Raw genomic sequence first — 17,494 nt, 5'->3', positions numbered from 1 at the left:
CCTCAGTTCAAGTCGGCGTTGCCGTCGATCACCTTGAGGTGGTAGTGGAACCGGTCGACCCGCCACCCCTCGACGGTGCGTACGACGCCGAGGGAGTAGCTGCCGACGAAGGTGCGGGTCCTGCCCTCGACCGCGGCGTTCTTGACGTGCACCGCGATCGCGTCCGCGTGCACGCGCGCCGTGTCGCCGTCCAGATCGATCAGGTGGTTGCCGGACTGGTGGTGCACCCCGTCGAGGTCGGCGAGCCCGGTGCGCCAATCCGCGATGATGTCGGCCGCGGCCCGCTCCCCCACCGGGCCGCCGAACCCGCCGTCGAAATCCACGGTCGGCGTGAAGACCTCGGACGACAGCCCTTCCCAGCGCTTCTGATCGGTGTACACGAACATCTTGGTGATCACGTCGGCTATGGCGAGCCGGTCGGCGAGAGTGGAGATTTCGGACATATGCCGACCTTAGTCGGCAGGTGCCTCCGGGAGCTTGCGGGCCACCCCGCCCAGCAGCACCAACCCGGTGTCCGGAAGGTCGTCGCCGAGCCACCGTTGCAGGGGAATCACGCCCGGATCCAGCAGATCGAAGCCCTCGAAGAACGACTCGACCGCGGCCGCGGATCGGTAGACGACCTGTGCCGAGGATTTGGCCGTGTCCGACGACGACTGGGAGATGAAGTCCGGATCGCTGCTGTCGGAGCCGTGCGTGAACGCCAGATAGCTCCCCGGCGCCATGGCCGCACCCAATCGGGCGACGATCTCGGCCGGGTGTTCGTCGTCCATCACGAAGTGCAGCACCCCGACGAGCGTGATCGCGACCGGTTCGTCGAAGTCGATCAACCCCCCGCCCTTCAGCCGGTCGAGGATGTCGTCCGGACGGCGGACGTCGCCCAGCATCGCCGTCACACCGTCCGCGTGCGCCAGCAGGGCATTGCAGTGCGCGTAGACGACCGGGTCGAAATCGAGGTACACCACCCGCGCCGACGGATCGATCTTGTGCGCGATCTCGTGCACGTTGGGCGAAGTCGGAATTCCCGCACCGAGATCGATGAACTGCCGGACCCCGGCCTCCGCGGCGAGCTGGACCGCGTTCACCAGGAACTTGCGACTGAACCAGGCCAGGGTCCGGGTATCCGGGGCGATGGACAACATTCGATGCGCGACCGCCCGGTCCACCTCGTAGTTGTCTTTGCCGCCCAGCAGATAGTCGTATACCCGGGCGGAATTCGGCACGTTCGGATCGACGCCCCGCGGTGCTCGCTCCATGTCGGACACCGTACCTTCCCGATCCCGCCGATCAGGATCCTGACAATTTGTCACTTCCGTTTGCCGCGATTTCCTCTCCGTGGGAAGTCGCAGAGCATCGGATGATGGTGCCGGAACAATTCTTTCGATGCCCTCGGTGGGCGCGGCGGCGGACACTCACCGGCCGGGTGCCCCGCCCGCCGCGAGCACCTCGGCTCGGGCCATGAGCTCATCGGCCACCGAGCGGGAACGGCGACCCAAGCCGCACGCACAGGCGACTCCGTCGACCGGACGGCCCAGCGCGTTCTCGATCATCCGCAACGTCTCCAACTGCTGTGCCTCGGTGGGAACGTCGTGCACCAACCCGGCATAGAAATCCGTGCCCGCCCCGAGCGTCAGCCCCGCCAGTGGCGCATAGAACTCGGCCTTCGGCGACGGGGGTCTATCGCCCGCCGCGACGGGACCGTGCACGTATTCCAAAATGCGTCCACGCGGCCAATGCCGGACGACGGAATTCGCCAGATCGACCAGCGGCCGGGCATCGCGCAACCGGCCCCGGGCTTTGTTGCGCAGACTGCCGAGGCACAGGTGCACCCCGAAACGCGTTCCCTCCGGCGCCGCCGCGGCCAGGGCAGCGATCCCCGCGCCCAGTCCCAGCGCTCGATCGACCAACCGGTGCAGCGGTTGCGTCTTCGCCATGAGCACCAGTTCCGCCGTAGCCTCGAGCTGCACGACGACATCGTCGCCGGCCAGCTCGCGAATGGCCGTGATGTCACGCACGGTGGCGTCGATGAACGCTCGGCGATGCCGACGCACCCCGGACGCTCCCATGGCGATGAACGTCAACGTGAAGTCGGTCGGCATCCCGATCTGGAGCGCGAGCCCGGGCAGCTCGCGGTCCCCGCGCAGCTCGCGGAAGATCGGCAGCGCCTCCTCGGCCTCCCGGAGATATCCGAGATCCATCGCGGCACCGGACAATTCGATGCCAGGCGCGACACGATGGATCGTCCGATTCCGGCTCGAGTGCCACGTGCCAGGCTTCTTCACCGCCAGAACACCCTGGGCGACCAGGTCTTCGACGATCGGCTGGATATAGAACTCGTACCGCCCGGTCTCCCCCGTCGGCAAGGTACGCAGTCGCGCACCCGCACCGTCCAGCATGGCCCGCATCGCGATGTCCGGGCGCTCGGCCGGAAAACTTCCGACGAAATGCACCGCCCGCATACCGGCCCCTTGTCTCGAACCCACGTTTCCGCGCTCCTCGTTCACCCGCGTCGCCCCTACATCCGCCCGCCCGATGCGATATCCCGGGGGCGGCCGGGTGCACCCGTGCGGCATCGACAATGCGATAGCCACGCAACATTATGTGCGGTAGCGTCGTTCGCTGGACAACACCGTCTTCTCGATCACGATCTACGACACTCGCGAAGACCTCGACAACGCGATGCGCGAGGCGGGCAGCGACTACCGGTTCGCCAGCCTGGCCGAGCCGGGCTGCACCGCCCTCGACGCCCGCGCCTTCGAGGTCGTCGCCGGAGCGGTCGACGGCGACGCCGCCGCGATCGAGTTCGCCACCGGCATCGCACCGATGGACGATTGACGGACCCCGGTCCGAAATCGCTTGACGGACCATGTGTTACAGCCGCCAGGTGTTGCGCGGCGCGACGGTCGGGCATAGCCTGCCTCGCGTGCGAACCTCGCTACGGTCCCTAGTCGCATCGGCGGCGGCGACACTGCTCTGCCTGACCCCGTGTGTGGCCCACGCCGGGGACACTGCGCCGGGTCACTGCACCTCGGTTTCCCTTTCGGTTCCGCTCGGGGTGATGGCCGGTGATCTGTGCACTCCCACGGCGCAGGCGACCGACACCGTCATGGTGCTGATCGCGGGCTCCAACTACAACCACACGTACTGGGATTTCCCCTTCGCCCCGGAGACCTACAACTTCCGGCGCGCGATGAACGCCGCGGGGATCGCGACGCTGGTGGTCGATCGGCTCGGCAACGGCGCGAGCACCAGGCCGCCGAGCACGCAGGTCACGGCCACCGTCTCGGCCCGTGCCCTGCACGACATCGTCCAGGCCCTGCGCCGAGGCCTGGCGGGGGCGCCCCCGTTCGGCAAGGTCGTCACCGGAGGGCATTCGCTCAGCTCGGGCATCGACGTCCTGGAGGCGACCACGTACCAGGATGTCGACGGTGTGCTGCTCACCGGTTTCTCCCACGCGCTCAACGTGTCCGAGGTCCTCGGCGTCATCTCCACCTACCACCAAGCCGCCGCGGATCCGCAATTCGCCGGGCGCGGCTACGATCCGGGCTATCTGACGACACGGCCCGGTACCCGCGCCGCCGATTTCTTCGCCCCCGAGACGGCCGACCCGGAAGTCCTCGCGGTCGACGAAGCGACCAAGGAAGTCTTCTCGCCGGCCGAGTATCCCGATGGCCTGACCTCCACCCTCCCGCCGATGACCAACTTCATCGACGTCCCGGTCCTGGTGGTCAACGGCAGCCTGGACCGGTTGTCCTGCGGTCCGGGGTACGCGGTCTGCGCGACTGCCGAGACGCTGCACGCCGCCGAAGCGCCGTTCTTCGGCCCGGCCGCGCGGCTGCGCACCTACGTGTTGCCCGGCAGCGGGCATTCGGTGAATCTCGCGCGCAACACCGCCGAGTACCGGGACGCCGTCATCGACTGGGTGCATTCGATCAGCGGGTGAGCGGCCGGTCATCGCGGCGGGTCCGCGCGTCCGTAGGCTGGGGTCGTTATGGCGCGACGTACTGCTGATTCCTGCCCGGGCGTGCTGCGGCTGCACGACGCGGCCGATGGACCGCTGGCGCGGATCCGCGTGCCCGGCGGGCGCTTGGAGCCCGCACAGGTGCAGGCGCTGGCGGAGGCCGCGCACGACGTGGCGGACGGCAATATCGAGCTCACCTCGCGCGGCAATGTCCAATTGCGCCAGGTGCGTGACGCAGGGGCACTGACCGAGCGGCTCGCGGCCGCGGGTCTCCTGCCGAGCACTACGCACGATCGGGTGCGCAATATCATCGCCTCGCCACTGTCCGGCCGGATCGGCGGCTCGGCGGACGTGCACCCGCTGGTTTCGGTGTTGGACGCGGGTCTGCTCGCAGCGCCGCGGCTGGCCGATCTGCCCGGCCGGGTGCTGTTCACCCTCGACGACGGACGCGGCGACGTCAGCGGACTCGGCGCCGACATCGGTGTGCACGCTGTCGGGCCCGACGAGTTCGCCCTACTGCTGGCGGGCGACGACAGCGGCCTGCGGCTCTGCACCGCCGACGCGGTCGATGTCATGCTCGCCGCCGCGCACGAGTTCTTGCGACTGCGCGGCGACGACGCGGGCCGCTGGCGGCTGCACGACATCGAACACGGCGCGGAACGCGTCATCGACGGCCTCGGCCTGTCCCCCGGTGCGGAAAAGCTCGAATTCTCCGCGGCCCGCCGCATCCCGATCGGCTGGCTCGAACAGGACAACGGCTCGGTCGCCCTCGGCGCGGGCGTGCGCCTCGGTTCCCTGCCCGCGCGCACCGCCGAGTTCCTCGCCGCGGTCGAGCGACCGATCCTCGTCACGCCGTGGCGCAGCATGGTGGTCACCGACCTGGCCGAGAGGGCCGCCGAACAGGTGGTGCGCGTGCTGGCCCCGATGGGCTTGATCTTCGACGCCGACTCGCCGTGGTTGCTGGTCAGCGCCTGCGCCGGGCAGCCGGGCTGCGCGAAGTCGCGCACCGACGTCCGGGCCGACGCCACCGACGCGGTCGGCACGGGCCGGGTGCTGCCCGGCGCGGCCGATCCGGCCGGCGTTCCGCGGACGATGCCCGCGGCAGACGTCGCGGTCGCCGGACGTCAGCACTGGTCCGGGTGTGATCGCCGCTGCGGCCGCCCACAGGGCGACGTCACCGATGTCGTCGCTACCGACGAGGGTTATCGCATCGACTGACCCTCCCACGCCACCGGACCATTCGGCCGGTCACCTGGCATGGATCTCGAGGGTGCAGCATTTGACAGAGCCACCCGCTTTGAGCAGCTCGGACATCTCGATCCCGACCGGATGGTAGCCACGGGCGCGCAGGGCTTCGCTCAGGTCGGTGGCCGCGCTGCTGAGGAAGACGTTGAAACCGTCGCAGACTCCGTTCAGCCCGAGCACCGCCGCGTCCGCGTCGGTGGCCACGATCGCGTCGGGATAGAGCTCGGCGAGCATCGCGCGGGCCGCCGGGCTGAAAGCCGGCGGGTAGTAGGCGATGGTTGCGCCGTCCAGGGGAAGCAACACCGTGTCCAGGTGGTAGAACCGCGGATCGATCAGCTCCAGCGACACCACGGGCAGACCGAAGTGCCGCGCCACCTCCTCGTGCGCGGCGAACGAGCTGCGGAAGCCCATACCGGCCAGGAGGCGGTCGCCGACCACGAGGAAATCGCCTTCGCCTTCGTTGCATTCCGCGGCGGCCACCAGGTTCGATACGCCGCATCCGGCGAACCAGGCGTGGTACGCGGGGCCTTCCGCGGCGCGCTCCGCATGGGTGAATCGGGCCGACATGGCGCGGTCACCGACGATCAGCCCGCCGTTCGCGGCGAACACCATGTCGGGCAGGCCCGCCACACCGGGCACCACGTCCACGGTGTGCCCGTATGCGGTGTACGTGGCGCGCAACGTCTCCCACTGCCGCAGGGCCAGCGCACGGTCGACGGGCTCGGCGGGATTCATCCAGGGATTGATGGAGTAGGTGACGTCGAAGTGATCGGGACGGCACATCACGAACCGGCGCGGCGACCAACGGCGTGCGACGGACTCGACGGGGAGGGTGGCTACGGACGTCAACGGAACTCCCTGAGGTCAGCGTGGACTTTCAGCTGAGATGAAGGTAAGTCGCCTAGCATTGCGCCAGAAATAACGATTCATTGCGCATACGTCGGAAAAATCGGCGAATCATTGTGTTTGCGGAGAGAAGGTGTGACGTGGACGACCTCGACCGGCGGATCCTGGAGCAACTGCTGAAGAACGCCCGCGCCTCGTTCCAGGAGATCGGCGGCGTGGTCGGGCTGTCCGCGCCCGCGGTGAAGCGCCGGGTCGACCGGCTGGTGGCGGGCAAACAGATCACCGGGTTCACCGCGCTGGTCAATCCCGTGGCACTGGGCTGGAAGACGGAGGCGTACGTCGAGGTGTACTACCGCGACAACATCTCCCCCGCCGAACTCAAACGCAGCCTGGAACCGATTCCGCAGGTGGTCGGGGTGTGGACGATCGCGGGCGAGGCCGACGCACTGGTGCACGTGATGGCCACCGACATGGCCGAGATCGAGGTGACCGTGGAACGGATCCGGGAGAATGCCCGGGTCGGGCGCACCCGCAGCGCCATTGTCATGTCGCGGATTCTCGAGCGTCCGCGAACCTGATCGCGCGACGTCCGCGCCCGGCCTCCGGAGCGGCTCGGCCGGGATGCGAAGCGCCCGACCCGGACCGACCTGTCCGGACCCGCACCCATATGGTGGACCGCATGTCCGACGTACGTGCCAGCTACCTGACCGACGGGGCCGAGATCTACCGTCGATCGTTCGCGACGATCCGCGCCGAGGCCGATCTGAGCGGATTCCCGCCGGACGTGGCGCAGGTCGTGGTGCGGATGATCCACGGCTGCGGTCAGGTGGATCTCGCCGCGGACATCGCCTTCTCCCCCGGTGTGGTCGCCTCGGCGCGGGCGGCGCTGCGCGCGGGCGCTCCGATTCTCTGTGACGCCACCATGGTCGGCTCGGGCGTGACCAGGAAGCGGCTGCCCGCGGACAACGAGGTGGTGTGTACCCTCGCCGATCCGCGCGTGCCGGAGTTGGCCGCGGCCAAGGGCACGACCCGCTCCGCGGCCGCGCTCGAACTGTGGCGGGACCGGCTCGACGGCGCCGTCGTGGCGATCGGCAACGCGCCGACGGCGCTGTTCCACCTTCTCGATCTGCTGGACGCGGGCGCGCCCCGGCCCGCCGCCGTGCTGGGCATCCCGGTCGGGTTCATCGGGGCGGCCGAATCGAAGGACGCGCTGATCGATTTCGGCGGCGTCGAATACCTCACGGTGCGCGGCAGGCGAGGCGGCAGCGCCATCACCGCCTCCGCGGTGAACGCGATCGCGAGTGAGCGGGAATGAGCACTCCGGGCAAGCTGTGGGGCGTCGGACTCGGTCCCGGCGATCCCGAACTGGTGACGGTCAAGGCGGCCAACGTGATCGGCGCGGCGGACGTCATCGCCTTCCACAGCGCGCGCCACGGCCGCAGCATCTCCCGCCGCATCGCCGCGCCGTACATGCGCCCCGGCCAACTGGAGGAACATCTCGTCTATCCGGTGACCACCGAGACCACCGACCATCCCGGTGGCTACCAGGGCGCGATCGACGAGTTCTACGAACAGGCCGCCGAGCGGCTGGCCGGGCACCTCACGGCAGGGCGCTCGGTCGCGCTGCTCGCCGCGGGCGACCCGCTGTTCTACAGCTCGTACATGCACATGCACCGCCGGCTGGCCGACCGGTTCGAAGCCGAGATCATCCCTGGCATCACCTCCGTGAGCGCGGCGTCGGCCGCGCTGGGCACGCCGCTGGTCGAGGGCGAGCAGGTGCTCACCGTGCTGCCGGGCACCATGCCGGTCGACGAGCTCACCCAGCGGCTGCGCACGACCGACGCGGCCGCGATCATGAAGCTGGGACGCACCTACCCCGGTGTGCGCCAGGCGCTGTCGGATTCCGGCCGGCTCTCCGGCGCGTACTACGTGGAGCGCGCGAGCACCACCGAACAGCGCGTTCTGCACGCCACCGCGGTGGACGACGCGGAGGTGCCCTACTTCGCCATCACCCTGGTGCCGGGCCCCGAGCCCACCACGCCGCTGCCCCGCCCCGAAGCGCCGACGGTTGTGGAGCAACGAATCACCGACGCGGAGGAGACCACCAGCGTCGGTGAGGTCGTGGTGGTGGGCCTCGGCCCCGGCGCGCCGGAGTGGACCACCGACGAGGTGCGCGCGGCCTTGGCGGAGGCCACCGACCTGGTCGGCTACACCACGTATTTGAACCGGGTGCCCGAACGTCCCGGCCAGCGTCGTCATGCCAGCGACAACCGGGTGGAATCCGAGCGCGCGGCCATGGCCTTGGATCTGGCCAAGCGGGGCGGGCGCGTCGCGGTCGTCTCCTCGGGAGATCCAGGCGTCTTCGCGATGGCGGCGGCGGTGCTCGAGGAATCCGCGGACCCGCAGTGGCGCGCGGTGCCGGTGCGGGTGCTGCCCGGTCTCACCGCGGCCAACGCCGTGGCCAGCCGAGCGGGCGCGCCACTGGGGCACGACTACGCCATGATCTCGCTCTCCGATCGGCTTAAGCCGTGGGAGGTGGTGGCGCAACGCCTTTCCGCCGTCGCGGCCGCGGACATGGCGATCGCGATCTACAACCCGGCCTCCTCACAACGCACCTGGCAGGTGGGCGCGATGCGCGACCTGCTGCTGGAGCACCGCAAACCCGACACGCCCGTCGTCGTCGGGCGTGACGTCGGAGGTCCGGCCGAATCGGTCCGGGTGGTGCCGCTCGGTGACCTGGACCCCGAGCAGGTGGACATGCGCACGCTGCTGATCATCGGCGCGTCCACCACCACGGCGCTGGAGACCGACGCGGGCACCCGGGTCTACACCTCCCGGCGCTACGGTCGCGCGCGCGACGCTGCGGCCGACGGCGCGTAAGATCGCCTGACGCACCGAAGATCGGAGGGACCTTGGCCGCGACACTGTCGGAGCTGACGCTGCGCGCCCGAGCCCTGGAGGCCGGGGCCACCGCCGGCGAACGGGCACTCGACGAGCAGGGCGAGGTCCTCAACGAACTCGCGGCGCTGACCAGGAAAACGCTCGACAGCATCGGCCGCATCGATCGGCGCGCGGAGACCATCGGGGAAGCCGTCGGCGAACTGCACCGGGACGTCGGCGCTCTGCGCGAGAACGTGGGCGAACTCAACCGCAGGGTCACGGTGCTCGAACAGGGACAGGTCCGTTTGGAACAGGGTCAGGCGGCGTTGGCGCGCGGCCAGGCGCAGCTCGAACAGGGCCAGGCACGGCTGGAGCAGGGCATGGCGCAGGTACTCGCCCGGCTCGACAAACTGGCCGGCGACGCCTGACCCACCCCGTTCAGGTAACATTCCACTATGGAATGTTGAGAGCGAAGGGAGCAGTCGTTGACCAACACCGCGACCACACGCAAGCCGCTGAACTCGACGGCGGCGTCGTTGCTCGGATTTCTGCACGAAGGCCCGATGTCGGGGTGGGATCTGGTCACCGAGGCCCAAGAGCGCATCGGCGACTTCTGGACGATCACGCAGAGCCAGGTCTACCGGGAACTCGCCACGATGGACGCGGCGGGACTGGTCGAGAAGGGCGAGACCGGAGCCAGGGAACGGACGCCGTACCACCTCACCGACGCGGGCCGCGAAGCCTTCCTGGAATGGGTCGCCCGCGATCCCGGCGGGGAGACCATCCGGGTGCCGTTGCTGCTCACGCTCTCCTTCGGTGCGCATCTCGATCGCGACCGGCTCGACGGCATCGTCGCGGCCAACCGGGAGATCCACCAGGCGCGGCTCACCCGGTATCTCGCCGAAGACCCCGAGGAGATGCCGGCATTCGCCCGCGCCACACTGGATTTCGGGATTCGCTACGAGCGAGCGGTGCTGGAGTGGTTCGACCATTTGCCGGAACTGCTCGGCCGCTGATCGCCCGGCCCACACCGCGGCTCGCCGCTGGTGAGCCCGGAGAGGCTCACTCGTGCCGGATTCGCGTCTCGCGCAGCCAATCCATTGCCTGCGCAGCGGATTCCACGATCTGCGCGCCCTCCGGCAGCGGCGGACGGTCCACGACGACGACCGGAATTCCCGCCGTACGGGCGGCGGCGAGTTTGGCTTCGGTCTGATCGCCGCCGCTGTCCTTGGTGACGAGTACGTCGATCCGATGCTCGGCGAGCAACCGCGATTCGTCTTCGAGCGCGAAAGGTCCACGGGCGAGGAGCAGTTCGTGCCGCGGCGGCAGCGCGCCCTCCGGCGGGTCGATGGCGCGGATCAGGAACCACTGCCGGTCGAGTCCCGCGAACGCGTCGACGCCTTGCCTGCCGATGGTCAGGAAGACTCGCTCGCCGAGGGCGGCCGCTTCCCTCGCGGCGGCGGGGAGATCGGATACGCGTACCCACCGGTCACCCGGGTGTTGCACCCAACTCGGCCGCCGCAGGTGCACCAGCGGCACACCCGAAGCGCGCGCGGCCGCCGCCGCGTTGGCGCTGATGCCCGCCGCGAACGGGTGAGTGGCGTCCACCATCGTGGTCACGTCGTTGGCCTCGAGCCAGGCCCGCAGTCCCTCGGCGCCACCGAAGCCGCCGACGCGGACCGCCCCCTCGGGCAGCAGGGGCGCGCGCACACGACCGGCGAGCGAGGACACGATCTCGAATCCTCGCTCGCCGGAAGCGATGTGGGCCAGCTCCCGCGCTTCGCGGGTGCCGCCCAGGATCAGAACTCTCAGGGCTGGCCGCTGAAGTAGGCGATGCCCGCGTTCAGCAGCGACGGCCCGCCCGCGACGGCGAGACCGATCAGCGCGCCGAGCACCGCGCCCGGCAGGATGCCGACACCGAAGAAGACGATGCCGATCGCGGCACCGATCAGACCGCCGACCAGCGCGCCCAGCGAGGCACGCTGCAACTCGGCGAAAAACCATTCCTGCGCCCCGATGAACTCGGCGGCGACCGGTGCGTTCGCGGTCGGCGCGACCTGCGGCGTCAGCGTCAGCTGCCTGCCCTCGTCGGCGACCGCCGCGGCGATCCGGACCTCCTGGCCCTTGGCGGTCGCGGTGAGCGGAATGCTGGTGACGGTCTCGCCCGCGGAGTTCTTCAGGGTGACCGCGCGGTTGTCGGTGTCGACGCTGAACGCGCCGCCGGTCACGCTGGTGACGACCGACTTACCCGCGTCGGCGAGCTGCAGCGCGTAGCCGACGCCCTGGTCCGTGCCCGTGACCGCGGGCGCGGCGGCGGACTGGTCCTGCGCCGCGGGCGGCGTGGGAGCGGCATAGGAGGTACCGGCGGTGATCCCGGTGGCGGCAACCGCCAGCAACGCGGTAGCGGCGAACTTCTTGTATCTCATCTATCTCCCCAATAGGAATCGGATTTCCGACCATGATCGGAACTCGGCCCCGACCCTACCGCGTGACCGGTAACGTGTTCACCCCTCAGCGGGGAACCCCGTAGCCGGTTTCACCACCGACCACTGCGCGACCGGAAGCTGGGGACGCCACGCGGTGAAGGAGCCCAAGGGTTCCCCGCGATAGATCTGGAACTTACGCAAAACGCCGCCCTGGGCGCTCGACCAGCTGAGCAGCAGCGATTCGGATTCGGCGGTCACCGCGTTCGCGACGAGCCTGCCACCCTGACGCAGCTGCGCCCAGCATGTCTCGAGCACGCCATCCTGGGTCAGCCCCCCGCCGACGAAAATCGCGTCGGGCATGGCGATTCCGGCGTCGGCGGCGAGTTCGGCGCGCACCTCGCCGCGCACCAGGATGTGCGGCACGCCCAGAGCGGTGGCGTTGTCGGCGATCTGCCGCCGCCTGCGCTCGAGCCGCTCGAACGCGACGGCCCGATTGCCCGGATGCGCCCGGCACCATTCGATGGCGATGCTGCCCGACCCGCCGCCGACGTCCCACAGCAGCTCGCCGGGAGCCGGGGCCAGCGCCGCCAGCGTCAGCGCGCGGATCTCGTGTTTGGTGAGCTGGCCGTCGCCGCCGAACAATTCGTCCGGTAAGCCGGGCAGGCGGGTGGCACGCGGAAATCCCGGGTCGGCCGCGCAGGTGACCGCCACGATGTTCAGCGGGTCGCCCGGCGGGTGTTCCCACTGCTTCGCGATTCCGGCGCGGTGACGTTCGGCGCGACCACCGAGTTGCTCGAGAACCGTCAGTTCGGACCCGCCGAAACCGTGTTCACCGAGCAAGGCCGCCAGCTCCCGGGGGGTGTGCTCGTCGGCGCTGAGCACCAGTAGCCGCCTGCGGTCGGCCAGTTCCGGCAGCACCGTCACCAGCGGACGCCCCACCACGCTGACCACCGGTGTCTCGGGCAGCGACCACCCCAGCCGGGCGCAGGCCAGCGAGGCCGACGACGGCTGCGGCAGCACTCGCAGCGCGGGTGCGCCGAGCAGCCGGGCCAAGGTGACCCCGATTCCGTAGAACATCGGATCGCCGCTGGCCAGGACGCACACCCGCGCGCCGGCGTGCTCTTCGAGCAGCCCGGGCAGGGCGGGCACCAAGGGCGACGGCCACCGCACCCGCCGCGCCGCGACACCGGGCGGCACCAGAGCGAGCTGGCGCGCGGAACCGAAGAGGATCTCGGCGTCGCCGACGGCGTCGCGCGCCGCGCGCCCGAGACCGTCCCAGCCGTCGGCGCCGATACCGACCACCGCGATCGGCGCGCCGGTCCACGGCACGGATGCGGTGCTCACCGGGGCATCCGACGCCAGATCGCTTGCGGCAGCAGGCGCAGCGCGAAGAACACCGGTCGCAGGATGCGCGGCACCCAGACTCGGCCGGCGCCGCGGCGCAGACCTCGGGTCACGGCATCGGCGACCTGTTCCGGCGTGCTGGAGAAGGGAGCGGGCGACATTCCCTCGGTCATCCGCCCGATGACGAACCCGGGTCGCACCAGCAGCAACCGAACCCCGCTGCCGTGCAACGCGTCCGCGAGACCCGAGGCGAAGCCGTCGAGTCCCGCTTTGGCCGATCCGTAGACGTAGTTGGCGCGGCGGACCCGCACCCCCGCGACCGAGCTGAACACCACGATCTGTCCCGCGCCGCGCGTGCGCAGCAGATTCGCCAAGGTGGTGAGGACACCGGCCTGGGCGACGAAGTCGGTGTGCAGGATCGCCGCCGCGTGGGCGGGATCCCGCTCGGCGCGCTGCTGATCGCCGAGCACGCCGAAGGCCAGCACCGCGATGCCGATCGGCCCGTGCTCGGCGTCGATCTTCTCCAGCAGCGCCGGATGACTCGCGGTGTCGTCGGCGTCGAACTCGACGGTGTGCACGCCGCTCGCGCCCGCGGCCGTGATCTGCGCACACTGCGCGGCCAACTCGTCGCTGCGCCGGGCCGCGAGGACCACCACTCGTCCGGGCGCCAGCCGCCGCGCTACTTCGAGGCCGATCTCGCTGCGCCCGCCGAGCAGCAGTACGGTCCCGTCGGCCAATCCACGCGTTCCCATGCGCCTCAGTCTGTCATTGCCACTGGTGTGGCCCGTCAGCACTCACCCGCGCGCGGGTCCTCGTCACGGTCGGGCTGGTGAAACGTGCGGCGGTGCCGGAGGCTACGGTCGGAAGATGCCGACGAGTACTGCTGAGTTGTCGCCCGCCGCCCTGGAGTTCGTCGCCGAACGGCACCTCGCCACGCTGACGACGTTGCGGGCGGACGGAACGCCGCACGTGGTGGCGGTGGGGTTCACCTGGGACCGGGAAGCCGGGATCGCGCGCGTGATCACCAACGACGGGTCGGTGAAGGTACGCAATGTGCGCCGCTCCGGCTATGCGGCGGTCAGCCAGGTCGATGGCATCCGGTGGATCACCTTGGAGGGCCCGGCGACCGTCCTCGACGCCCCGGACGACGTCGCCGAGGCGGTCGAGCGGTACGCCGGTCGTTACCGCGTGCCGCGGGAGAACCCGACGCGTGTGGTGATCGCCATCCAGGTCCGGCGCGTCCTGTCCAGCAGCACGCTCGTCGCGCCGACCGCGGACGGCGAGGCCCGCGGCAACGGCGCGGGCGCGTAGGGTCCCCGCCGCGCGCCGCATCGCCCGGGCGTGACGTCCTCGGTCGTCAACCGTCGATCACAAGACCGCGAGACCGTGCGGCCGCTTGTTCAGGGCCTCGCCGCCGTCGTCGGTGACGACCACGATGTCCTCGATGCGCGCGCCCCACTCGCCACGGAAGTAGATGCCGGGCTCGACGCTGAAGGCCATGCCGGGCTGCAGGACGAGGTCGTTGCCCGCGACGATGTAGGGCTCCTCGTGCACCGACAGCCCGATCCCGTGGCCGGTGCGGTGCACGAAGGCGTGCCCGAAACCCGCTTCCGTCAGGGGATTTCGCGCCGCCGCGTCGACCGCGGCCGCGGTGACGCCCGGGCGGACGGCCGCGACCGCCGCCGCCTGCGCGCTCTCCAGTTCGGCATACCGCGCGGCCACCTCGGGGGCGGGCTCGCCCAGGACGTAGGTGCGGGTGGAGTCGGAGTAGTACCCGGGTTCGACGGGGCCGCCGATGTCGACGACCACCACGTCCCCGGCCTCGAGACGGCGCTCGGACACCCCGTGATGCGGGTCCGCGCCGTGCGGGCCGCTGCCGACGATGACGAACGCCGCCTCGGTGTGCCCCTCCGCCACGATCGCGGCCTCGATGTCGCGCCCGACCTCCGCCTCGGTGCGCCCCACCCGCAAGAACTCGCCCATCCGCGCGTGCACCCGGTCGATCGCGGCGCCCGCCCGGCGCAGCGCGTCCACCTCGGCGGCGTCCTTGATCATGCGCAGCTCGCGCAGGACGGGGGTGGCGGACACCGGCAGACCGGTGAACGACTCGGCCAGCGGCAGCAGATGCAGTGCGGGCATGGCATCGGCCACGGCCACCCGGGAACCGACATGCAGTGTGGACTTCACCAGGGCGTACGGGTTGGTGCCGTCCACCCAGTCCAGCACTTGCAGACCCAGTTCACCCGCCGCGGAGGCGTCCAGCGACGCCAGCTCCAGTTTCGGGATCACCACCGACGCGGGCGCGCCGTCCGCGGGGATCACCAAGCAGGTCAGCCGCTCGAACGATTCGGCCGCCGAGCCGATCAGATAGCGCAGGTCCGGCCCGGGAGTGATCAGCAACGCGTCGAGGTGGGCGGCCCGCATCAGTTCCACCGCACGCTCCAGCCGTGCACCGTAGACGTCCGCCGCGAACCTGGAATCCGTATGCGAGCTCATTCGTCCGACGTTACCCGGCACGCGGGAGGGATGAACGCCGAACTTCGCCGGAGCGGTGTCGGTGCGAGCGAGTAGCCTCAGCGCGTGACCTCTGCTGCCGGTGGGCCCCTGTTGCTGTTGGACGGAGCCAGTCTGTGGTTCCGCGCCTTCCACGCCATCCCCGACAAGATCACCGCGCCCGATGGCCGCTCGGTGAACGCGCTGCGTGGTTTCACCGACATGGTCGCGTCGCTGATCACCAAATTCGCACCGAGCAGGCTGGTGGTCTGCCTGGATCTGGACTGGCGCCCGGCCTATCGGGTCGATCTGGTGCCGTCCTACAAGGCCCACCGGTTGGATACGTCAGCGGAGGCCGCTCCCGGCGCCGAAAGCGTTCCCGACGCCCTTACCCCCCAGGTCGAGATGATCCTCGAGGTGCTCGACGCGGCGGGCATCGCGACCGGCGGCGCGGACGGGCTGGAGGCCGACGACGTGCTGGGCACCCTGGCCACTCGCGAGCGCACCGACGAGGTCGTCGTGGTCAGTGGTGACCGCGACTTGCTACAGCTCGTCCGGGACGAGCCCACCCCCCAGGTGCGGGTGCTCTACGCCGGACGCGGCCTGGCGAAGGCAGAACTGTTCGGCCCGGCCGAGGTCTCGGCGAAATACGGTGTGCCGCTGCGCAACGCGGGCCCGGCCTACGCCGACATGGCCACACTGCGTGGTGACGCCTCCGACGGCCTGCCCGGGGTGGCCGGCATCGGCGAGAAATCCGCCTCCACGCTGATCTCCCGCTTCGGCTCGCTGGACGCCCTGGTCGCGGCCGTCGAGGATCCCGACGCCGACCTGGCGCAAAGCGTGCGCGCCCGGTTGCGCGCCGCCGAGGACTACTTGAAGGCCGCCGCCCCGGTCGTCCGGGTCGTCTGCGACGCCGAAGTGACCTTGTCCCGAAGCGACGTCCTCCCCACCGAACCGGCCGACGCGGACCGGCTGCGCGCCCTCGCCACCGCCTACAACGCCGAGAGCCCGGTCACCCGGTTGATCACGGCACTCGCCGCACGCACCGCCTGACGCGGGAACACCCAGGCCCACCGCTCGCGTCGCCGGAAGCCGATTCAGCGGCGAAGCGAGACCGAGCACGCGCCGGTCATCAGCGCCCTCCCACCTCGGTCTCTACAGCGAAACCCCTGGCAGCGCAACTATCCGCCACACGCAACCACACCGGCTCAGCTCCCGGTTTCGAGCGAAGCGAGACCCAGCATGCGCCGTTCGCGGCCCGGCTCGCGTCCGAGTGGCCGCCGCGTAGGCGACGTAGGAGCAAGCGGCGGTCGCTCGGACGCGAGCCATCAGGGGGCCGCGAACACCCGGTGCCGCAGGCGCTGGAAAAACCAGCACAGCCCGGCTCGCGTCCGAGTGGCCGTCGCGTAGGCGACGTAGGAGCAAGCGGCGGTCGCTCGGACGCGAGCCATCAAGAGGCCGCGAACACCCCGCGCCGCAGGCGCTGGAAAAACCAGCACAGCAGCCTAGCTCGGGCGACCGACCTCGTAGGTGCCGTCGTCCTTGGTGATCTTGATGGACACTTTCTTGGCCTCGCCGCTGACCTTCACGCTGCATTCGAAGGTGGCGTCGACCTTGACCTCTTGGCCCGACGGGCAGGAGACATCGCTGATGTCCTGGATGCCGTAGGAGTCCGACAGCACCTTCTTCACGCCGTCCTGCACCGCGGCCTGGTCGAGTTGGTCCTTGGCGGTCAGCACGAGCACGAGCGCGACGATCGCGCCGACCACCGCGACGCCGAGTACGGACAGGCCGATGATCAGGCCCTTGCCCTTGCCACCCTGTTGCGGCGGTTGCTGGCCGGGAGCGCCCCACTGCGGCTGTGGCTGCTGTCCCCACTGCGGCTGCTGGCCCTGCTGACCCCAGTCCTGCTGCGGTTGCTGACCCCACTGCTGCTGCGGTTGCTGGCCCCACTGCGGCTGCTGCGGCTGCTGCGGTTGCTGACCACCCCACGGCTGCTGGGGCGGCTGCTGCTGACCCCACTGCTGCTGCGGTTGCTGGTCACCCCAGTGCTGGGTGGGCTGGGCCGAGGCCGGGGTCTGCGGCTGACCACTCCACTGCTGGGTGGGACCGGCCCCGCCCGGCGCCTGCTGTCCACCCCACTGCTGGGTGGGATCGTTGCGTCCCTCCCCGGGGTCGTTCGGTCCGTACGGGCCGCTCATCTGCTTGCCTCCACTCGCATCGTTGTACACACGGTAGCCCCCCGCGTGGGCCTCGTCGCATGACACGACTACTCCGCCACGGTCGGTACGCGAAAGAAATC

The 17,494-nt window shown here is 70.2% G+C and carries 20 protein-coding genes; 10 read left to right on the top strand and 10 right to left on the bottom strand.

Features of this window, described 5'->3' with window-relative positions:
- Positions 1 to 2 precede the first annotated feature (2 nt).
- The 3 genes from LTT66_RS27335 to LTT66_RS27325 form a co-directional block, all read right to left on the bottom strand.
- Entirely contained in the window at positions 3 to 443 is a 441-nt protein-coding gene (locus tag LTT66_RS27335; RefSeq protein WP_233061341.1) for a nuclear transport factor 2 family protein, read from the bottom strand.
- A gap of 9 nt (positions 444 to 452) precedes the next feature.
- Complete coding sequence (locus LTT66_RS27330; protein WP_233061339.1) at positions 453 to 1,253, bottom strand: SAM-dependent methyltransferase; 801 nt, start codon at positions 1,251 to 1,253, stop codon at positions 453 to 455.
- 156 nt (positions 1,254 to 1,409) lie between these two features.
- Positions 1,410 to 2,480 carry a hypothetical protein gene (locus tag LTT66_RS27325; protein WP_233061337.1) on the bottom strand — a complete coding sequence of 357 codons (1,071 nt, stop codon included), beginning with the start codon at positions 2,478 to 2,480 and terminating at the stop codon, positions 1,410 to 1,412.
- 196 nt (positions 2,481 to 2,676) lie between these two features.
- Between LTT66_RS27325 and LTT66_RS27320 the strand changes: the two genes are divergently transcribed.
- The 3 genes from LTT66_RS27320 to cobG all read left to right on the top strand — a co-directional run bounded on the left by LTT66_RS27320 (position 2,677) and on the right by cobG (position 5,176).
- Positions 2,677 to 2,832: a hypothetical protein gene (locus LTT66_RS27320; protein WP_233061335.1), complete on the top strand. Its 156-nt coding sequence runs from the start codon at positions 2,677 to 2,679 to the stop codon at positions 2,830 to 2,832.
- Between the two features lie 223 nt (positions 2,833 to 3,055).
- Positions 3,056 to 3,940 carry an alpha/beta hydrolase gene (locus tag LTT66_RS27315; RefSeq protein WP_233061333.1) on the top strand — a complete coding sequence of 295 codons (885 nt, stop codon included), beginning with the start codon at positions 3,056 to 3,058 and terminating at the stop codon, positions 3,938 to 3,940.
- Between the two features lie 48 nt (positions 3,941 to 3,988).
- Positions 3,989 to 5,176 (top strand): precorrin-3B synthase, encoded by a 1,188-nt coding sequence (gene cobG / locus LTT66_RS27310; protein ID WP_233061331.1) that lies wholly within the window; start codon positions 3,989 to 3,991, stop codon positions 5,174 to 5,176.
- 30 nt (positions 5,177 to 5,206) lie between these two features.
- Here the strand turns inward: cobG and ddaH are convergent, their stop codons facing one another.
- Positions 5,207 to 6,052, bottom strand: coding sequence for a dimethylargininase (gene ddaH / locus LTT66_RS27305; protein ID WP_233061329.1), 846 nt, complete (start codon positions 6,050 to 6,052; stop codon positions 5,207 to 5,209).
- Between the two features lie 137 nt (positions 6,053 to 6,189).
- Here ddaH and LTT66_RS27300 point away from each other — a divergent pair, with 137 nt between their 5' ends.
- The 5 genes from LTT66_RS27300 (at position 6,190) to LTT66_RS27280 (ending at position 9,945) form a co-directional block, all read left to right on the top strand.
- Positions 6,190 to 6,627 carry an Lrp/AsnC family transcriptional regulator gene (locus tag LTT66_RS27300; protein ID WP_181723335.1) on the top strand — a complete coding sequence of 146 codons (438 nt, stop codon included), beginning with the start codon at positions 6,190 to 6,192 and terminating at the stop codon, positions 6,625 to 6,627.
- Between the two features lie 101 nt (positions 6,628 to 6,728).
- Positions 6,729 to 7,364 (top strand): precorrin-8X methylmutase, encoded by a 636-nt coding sequence (locus tag LTT66_RS27295; protein ID WP_233061327.1) that lies wholly within the window; start codon positions 6,729 to 6,731, stop codon positions 7,362 to 7,364.
- Positions 7,361 to 8,929, top strand: a complete 1,569-nt coding sequence (gene cobJ / locus LTT66_RS27290) for a precorrin-3B C(17)-methyltransferase (RefSeq protein WP_233061325.1) — start codon at positions 7,361 to 7,363, stop codon at positions 8,927 to 8,929. Before LTT66_RS27295 ends, cobJ begins: the two co-directional genes overlap by 4 nt.
- Positions 8,930 to 8,961: 32 nt before the next feature.
- On the top strand, positions 8,962 to 9,357 hold the full coding sequence (locus LTT66_RS27285) for a hypothetical protein (protein WP_233061323.1): 396 nt from the start codon (positions 8,962 to 8,964) through the stop codon (positions 9,355 to 9,357).
- A 57-nt stretch (positions 9,358 to 9,414) separates the two neighbouring features.
- On the top strand, positions 9,415 to 9,945 hold the full coding sequence (locus LTT66_RS27280) for a PadR family transcriptional regulator (RefSeq protein WP_043692919.1): 531 nt from the start codon (positions 9,415 to 9,417) through the stop codon (positions 9,943 to 9,945).
- A 46-nt stretch (positions 9,946 to 9,991) separates the two neighbouring features.
- On the opposite strand, the gene LTT66_RS27275 is transcribed toward LTT66_RS27280, so the two are convergent.
- The 4 genes from LTT66_RS27275 to LTT66_RS27260 all read right to left on the bottom strand — a co-directional run bounded on the left by LTT66_RS27275 (position 9,992) and on the right by LTT66_RS27260 (position 13,451).
- The gene (locus tag LTT66_RS27275; protein ID WP_233069414.1) at positions 9,992 to 10,741 is read right to left on the bottom strand and encodes a cobalt-precorrin-6A reductase; all 750 of its coding nucleotides are present in this window, start codon (positions 10,739 to 10,741) and stop codon (positions 9,992 to 9,994) included.
- A complete protein-coding gene (locus LTT66_RS27270; protein ID WP_228820493.1) occupies positions 10,738 to 11,355 on the bottom strand; it encodes a hypothetical protein in 618 nt (205 codons plus the stop codon). Before LTT66_RS27270 ends, LTT66_RS27275 begins: the two co-directional genes overlap by 4 nt.
- Before the next feature lie 78 nt (positions 11,356 to 11,433).
- Positions 11,434 to 12,699 (bottom strand): precorrin-6y C5,15-methyltransferase (decarboxylating) subunit CbiE, encoded by a 1,266-nt coding sequence (gene cbiE / locus LTT66_RS27265; protein WP_233061321.1) that lies wholly within the window; start codon positions 12,697 to 12,699, stop codon positions 11,434 to 11,436.
- The gene (locus tag LTT66_RS27260) at positions 12,696 to 13,451 is read right to left on the bottom strand and encodes an SDR family NAD(P)-dependent oxidoreductase (RefSeq protein ID WP_233061319.1); all 756 of its coding nucleotides are present in this window, start codon (positions 13,449 to 13,451) and stop codon (positions 12,696 to 12,698) included. The genes cbiE and LTT66_RS27260 overlap by 4 nt, the downstream gene beginning before the upstream one ends.
- 115 nt (positions 13,452 to 13,566) lie before the next feature.
- Here LTT66_RS27260 and LTT66_RS27255 point away from each other — a divergent pair, with 115 nt between their 5' ends.
- On the top strand, positions 13,567 to 14,010 hold the full coding sequence (locus LTT66_RS27255) for a PPOX class F420-dependent oxidoreductase (protein WP_195033086.1): 444 nt from the start codon (positions 13,567 to 13,569) through the stop codon (positions 14,008 to 14,010).
- Between the two features lie 57 nt (positions 14,011 to 14,067).
- Here LTT66_RS27255 and LTT66_RS27250 read toward each other — a convergent pair whose 3' ends face one another.
- Positions 14,068 to 15,195: a M24 family metallopeptidase gene (locus LTT66_RS27250; protein ID WP_195099887.1), complete on the bottom strand. Its 1,128-nt coding sequence runs from the start codon at positions 15,193 to 15,195 to the stop codon at positions 14,068 to 14,070.
- An 84-nt stretch (positions 15,196 to 15,279) separates the two neighbouring features.
- On the opposite strand from LTT66_RS27250, the gene LTT66_RS27245 reads away from it, so the two are divergent.
- Positions 15,280 to 16,245 (top strand): 5'-3' exonuclease, encoded by a 966-nt coding sequence (locus LTT66_RS27245; RefSeq protein ID WP_233061317.1) that lies wholly within the window; start codon positions 15,280 to 15,282, stop codon positions 16,243 to 16,245.
- Between the two features lie 452 nt (positions 16,246 to 16,697).
- Here the strand turns inward: LTT66_RS27245 and LTT66_RS27240 are convergent, their stop codons facing one another.
- The gene (locus LTT66_RS27240; protein ID WP_195067466.1) at positions 16,698 to 17,393 is read right to left on the bottom strand and encodes a DUF4333 domain-containing protein; all 696 of its coding nucleotides are present in this window, start codon (positions 17,391 to 17,393) and stop codon (positions 16,698 to 16,700) included.
- Between the last annotated feature and the right edge of the window lie 101 nt (positions 17,394 to 17,494).

This window comes from Nocardia gipuzkoensis (assembly GCF_021183645.1).
Lineage (GTDB): Bacteria > Actinomycetota > Actinomycetes > Mycobacteriales > Mycobacteriaceae > Nocardia > Nocardia abscessus.
Note: the sequence above shows the minus strand (reverse complement) of the source record. Positions and strands in the feature narration are given on the sequence as shown.

Bases quoted from the DNA above. Each gene is read 5' to 3' on its own strand.
- LTT66_RS27335 (WP_233061341.1), bottom strand. From the start codon at position 443: ATGTCCGAAATCTCCACTCTCGCCGACCGGCTCGCCATAGCCGACGTG.
- LTT66_RS27330 (WP_233061339.1), bottom strand. From the start codon at position 1,253: ATGGAGCGAGCACCGCGGGGCGTCGATCCGAACGTGCCGAATTCCGCC.
- LTT66_RS27320 (WP_233061335.1), top strand. From the start codon at position 2,677: ATGCGCGAGGCGGGCAGCGACTACCGGTTCGCCAGCCTGGCCGAGCCG.
- LTT66_RS27315 (WP_233061333.1), top strand. From the start codon at position 3,056: ATGGCCGGTGATCTGTGCACTCCCACGGCGCAGGCGACCGACACCGTC.
- cobG (WP_233061331.1), top strand. From the start codon at position 3,989: ATGGCGCGACGTACTGCTGATTCCTGCCCGGGCGTGCTGCGGCTGCAC.
- LTT66_RS27295 (WP_233061327.1), top strand. From the start codon at position 6,729: ATGTCCGACGTACGTGCCAGCTACCTGACCGACGGGGCCGAGATCTAC.
- cobJ (WP_233061325.1), top strand. From the start codon at position 7,361: ATGAGCACTCCGGGCAAGCTGTGGGGCGTCGGACTCGGTCCCGGCGAT.
- LTT66_RS27270 (WP_228820493.1), bottom strand. From the start codon at position 11,355: ATGAGATACAAGAAGTTCGCCGCTACCGCGTTGCTGGCGGTTGCCGCC.
- LTT66_RS27260 (WP_233061319.1), bottom strand. From the start codon at position 13,451: ATGGGAACGCGTGGATTGGCCGACGGGACCGTACTGCTGCTCGGCGGG.
- LTT66_RS27255 (WP_195033086.1), top strand. From the start codon at position 13,567: ATGCCGACGAGTACTGCTGAGTTGTCGCCCGCCGCCCTGGAGTTCGTC.
- LTT66_RS27250 (WP_195099887.1), bottom strand. From the start codon at position 15,195: ATGAGCTCGCATACGGATTCCAGGTTCGCGGCGGACGTCTACGGTGCA.
- LTT66_RS27240 (WP_195067466.1), bottom strand. From the start codon at position 17,393: ATGAGCGGCCCGTACGGACCGAACGACCCCGGGGAGGGACGCAACGAT.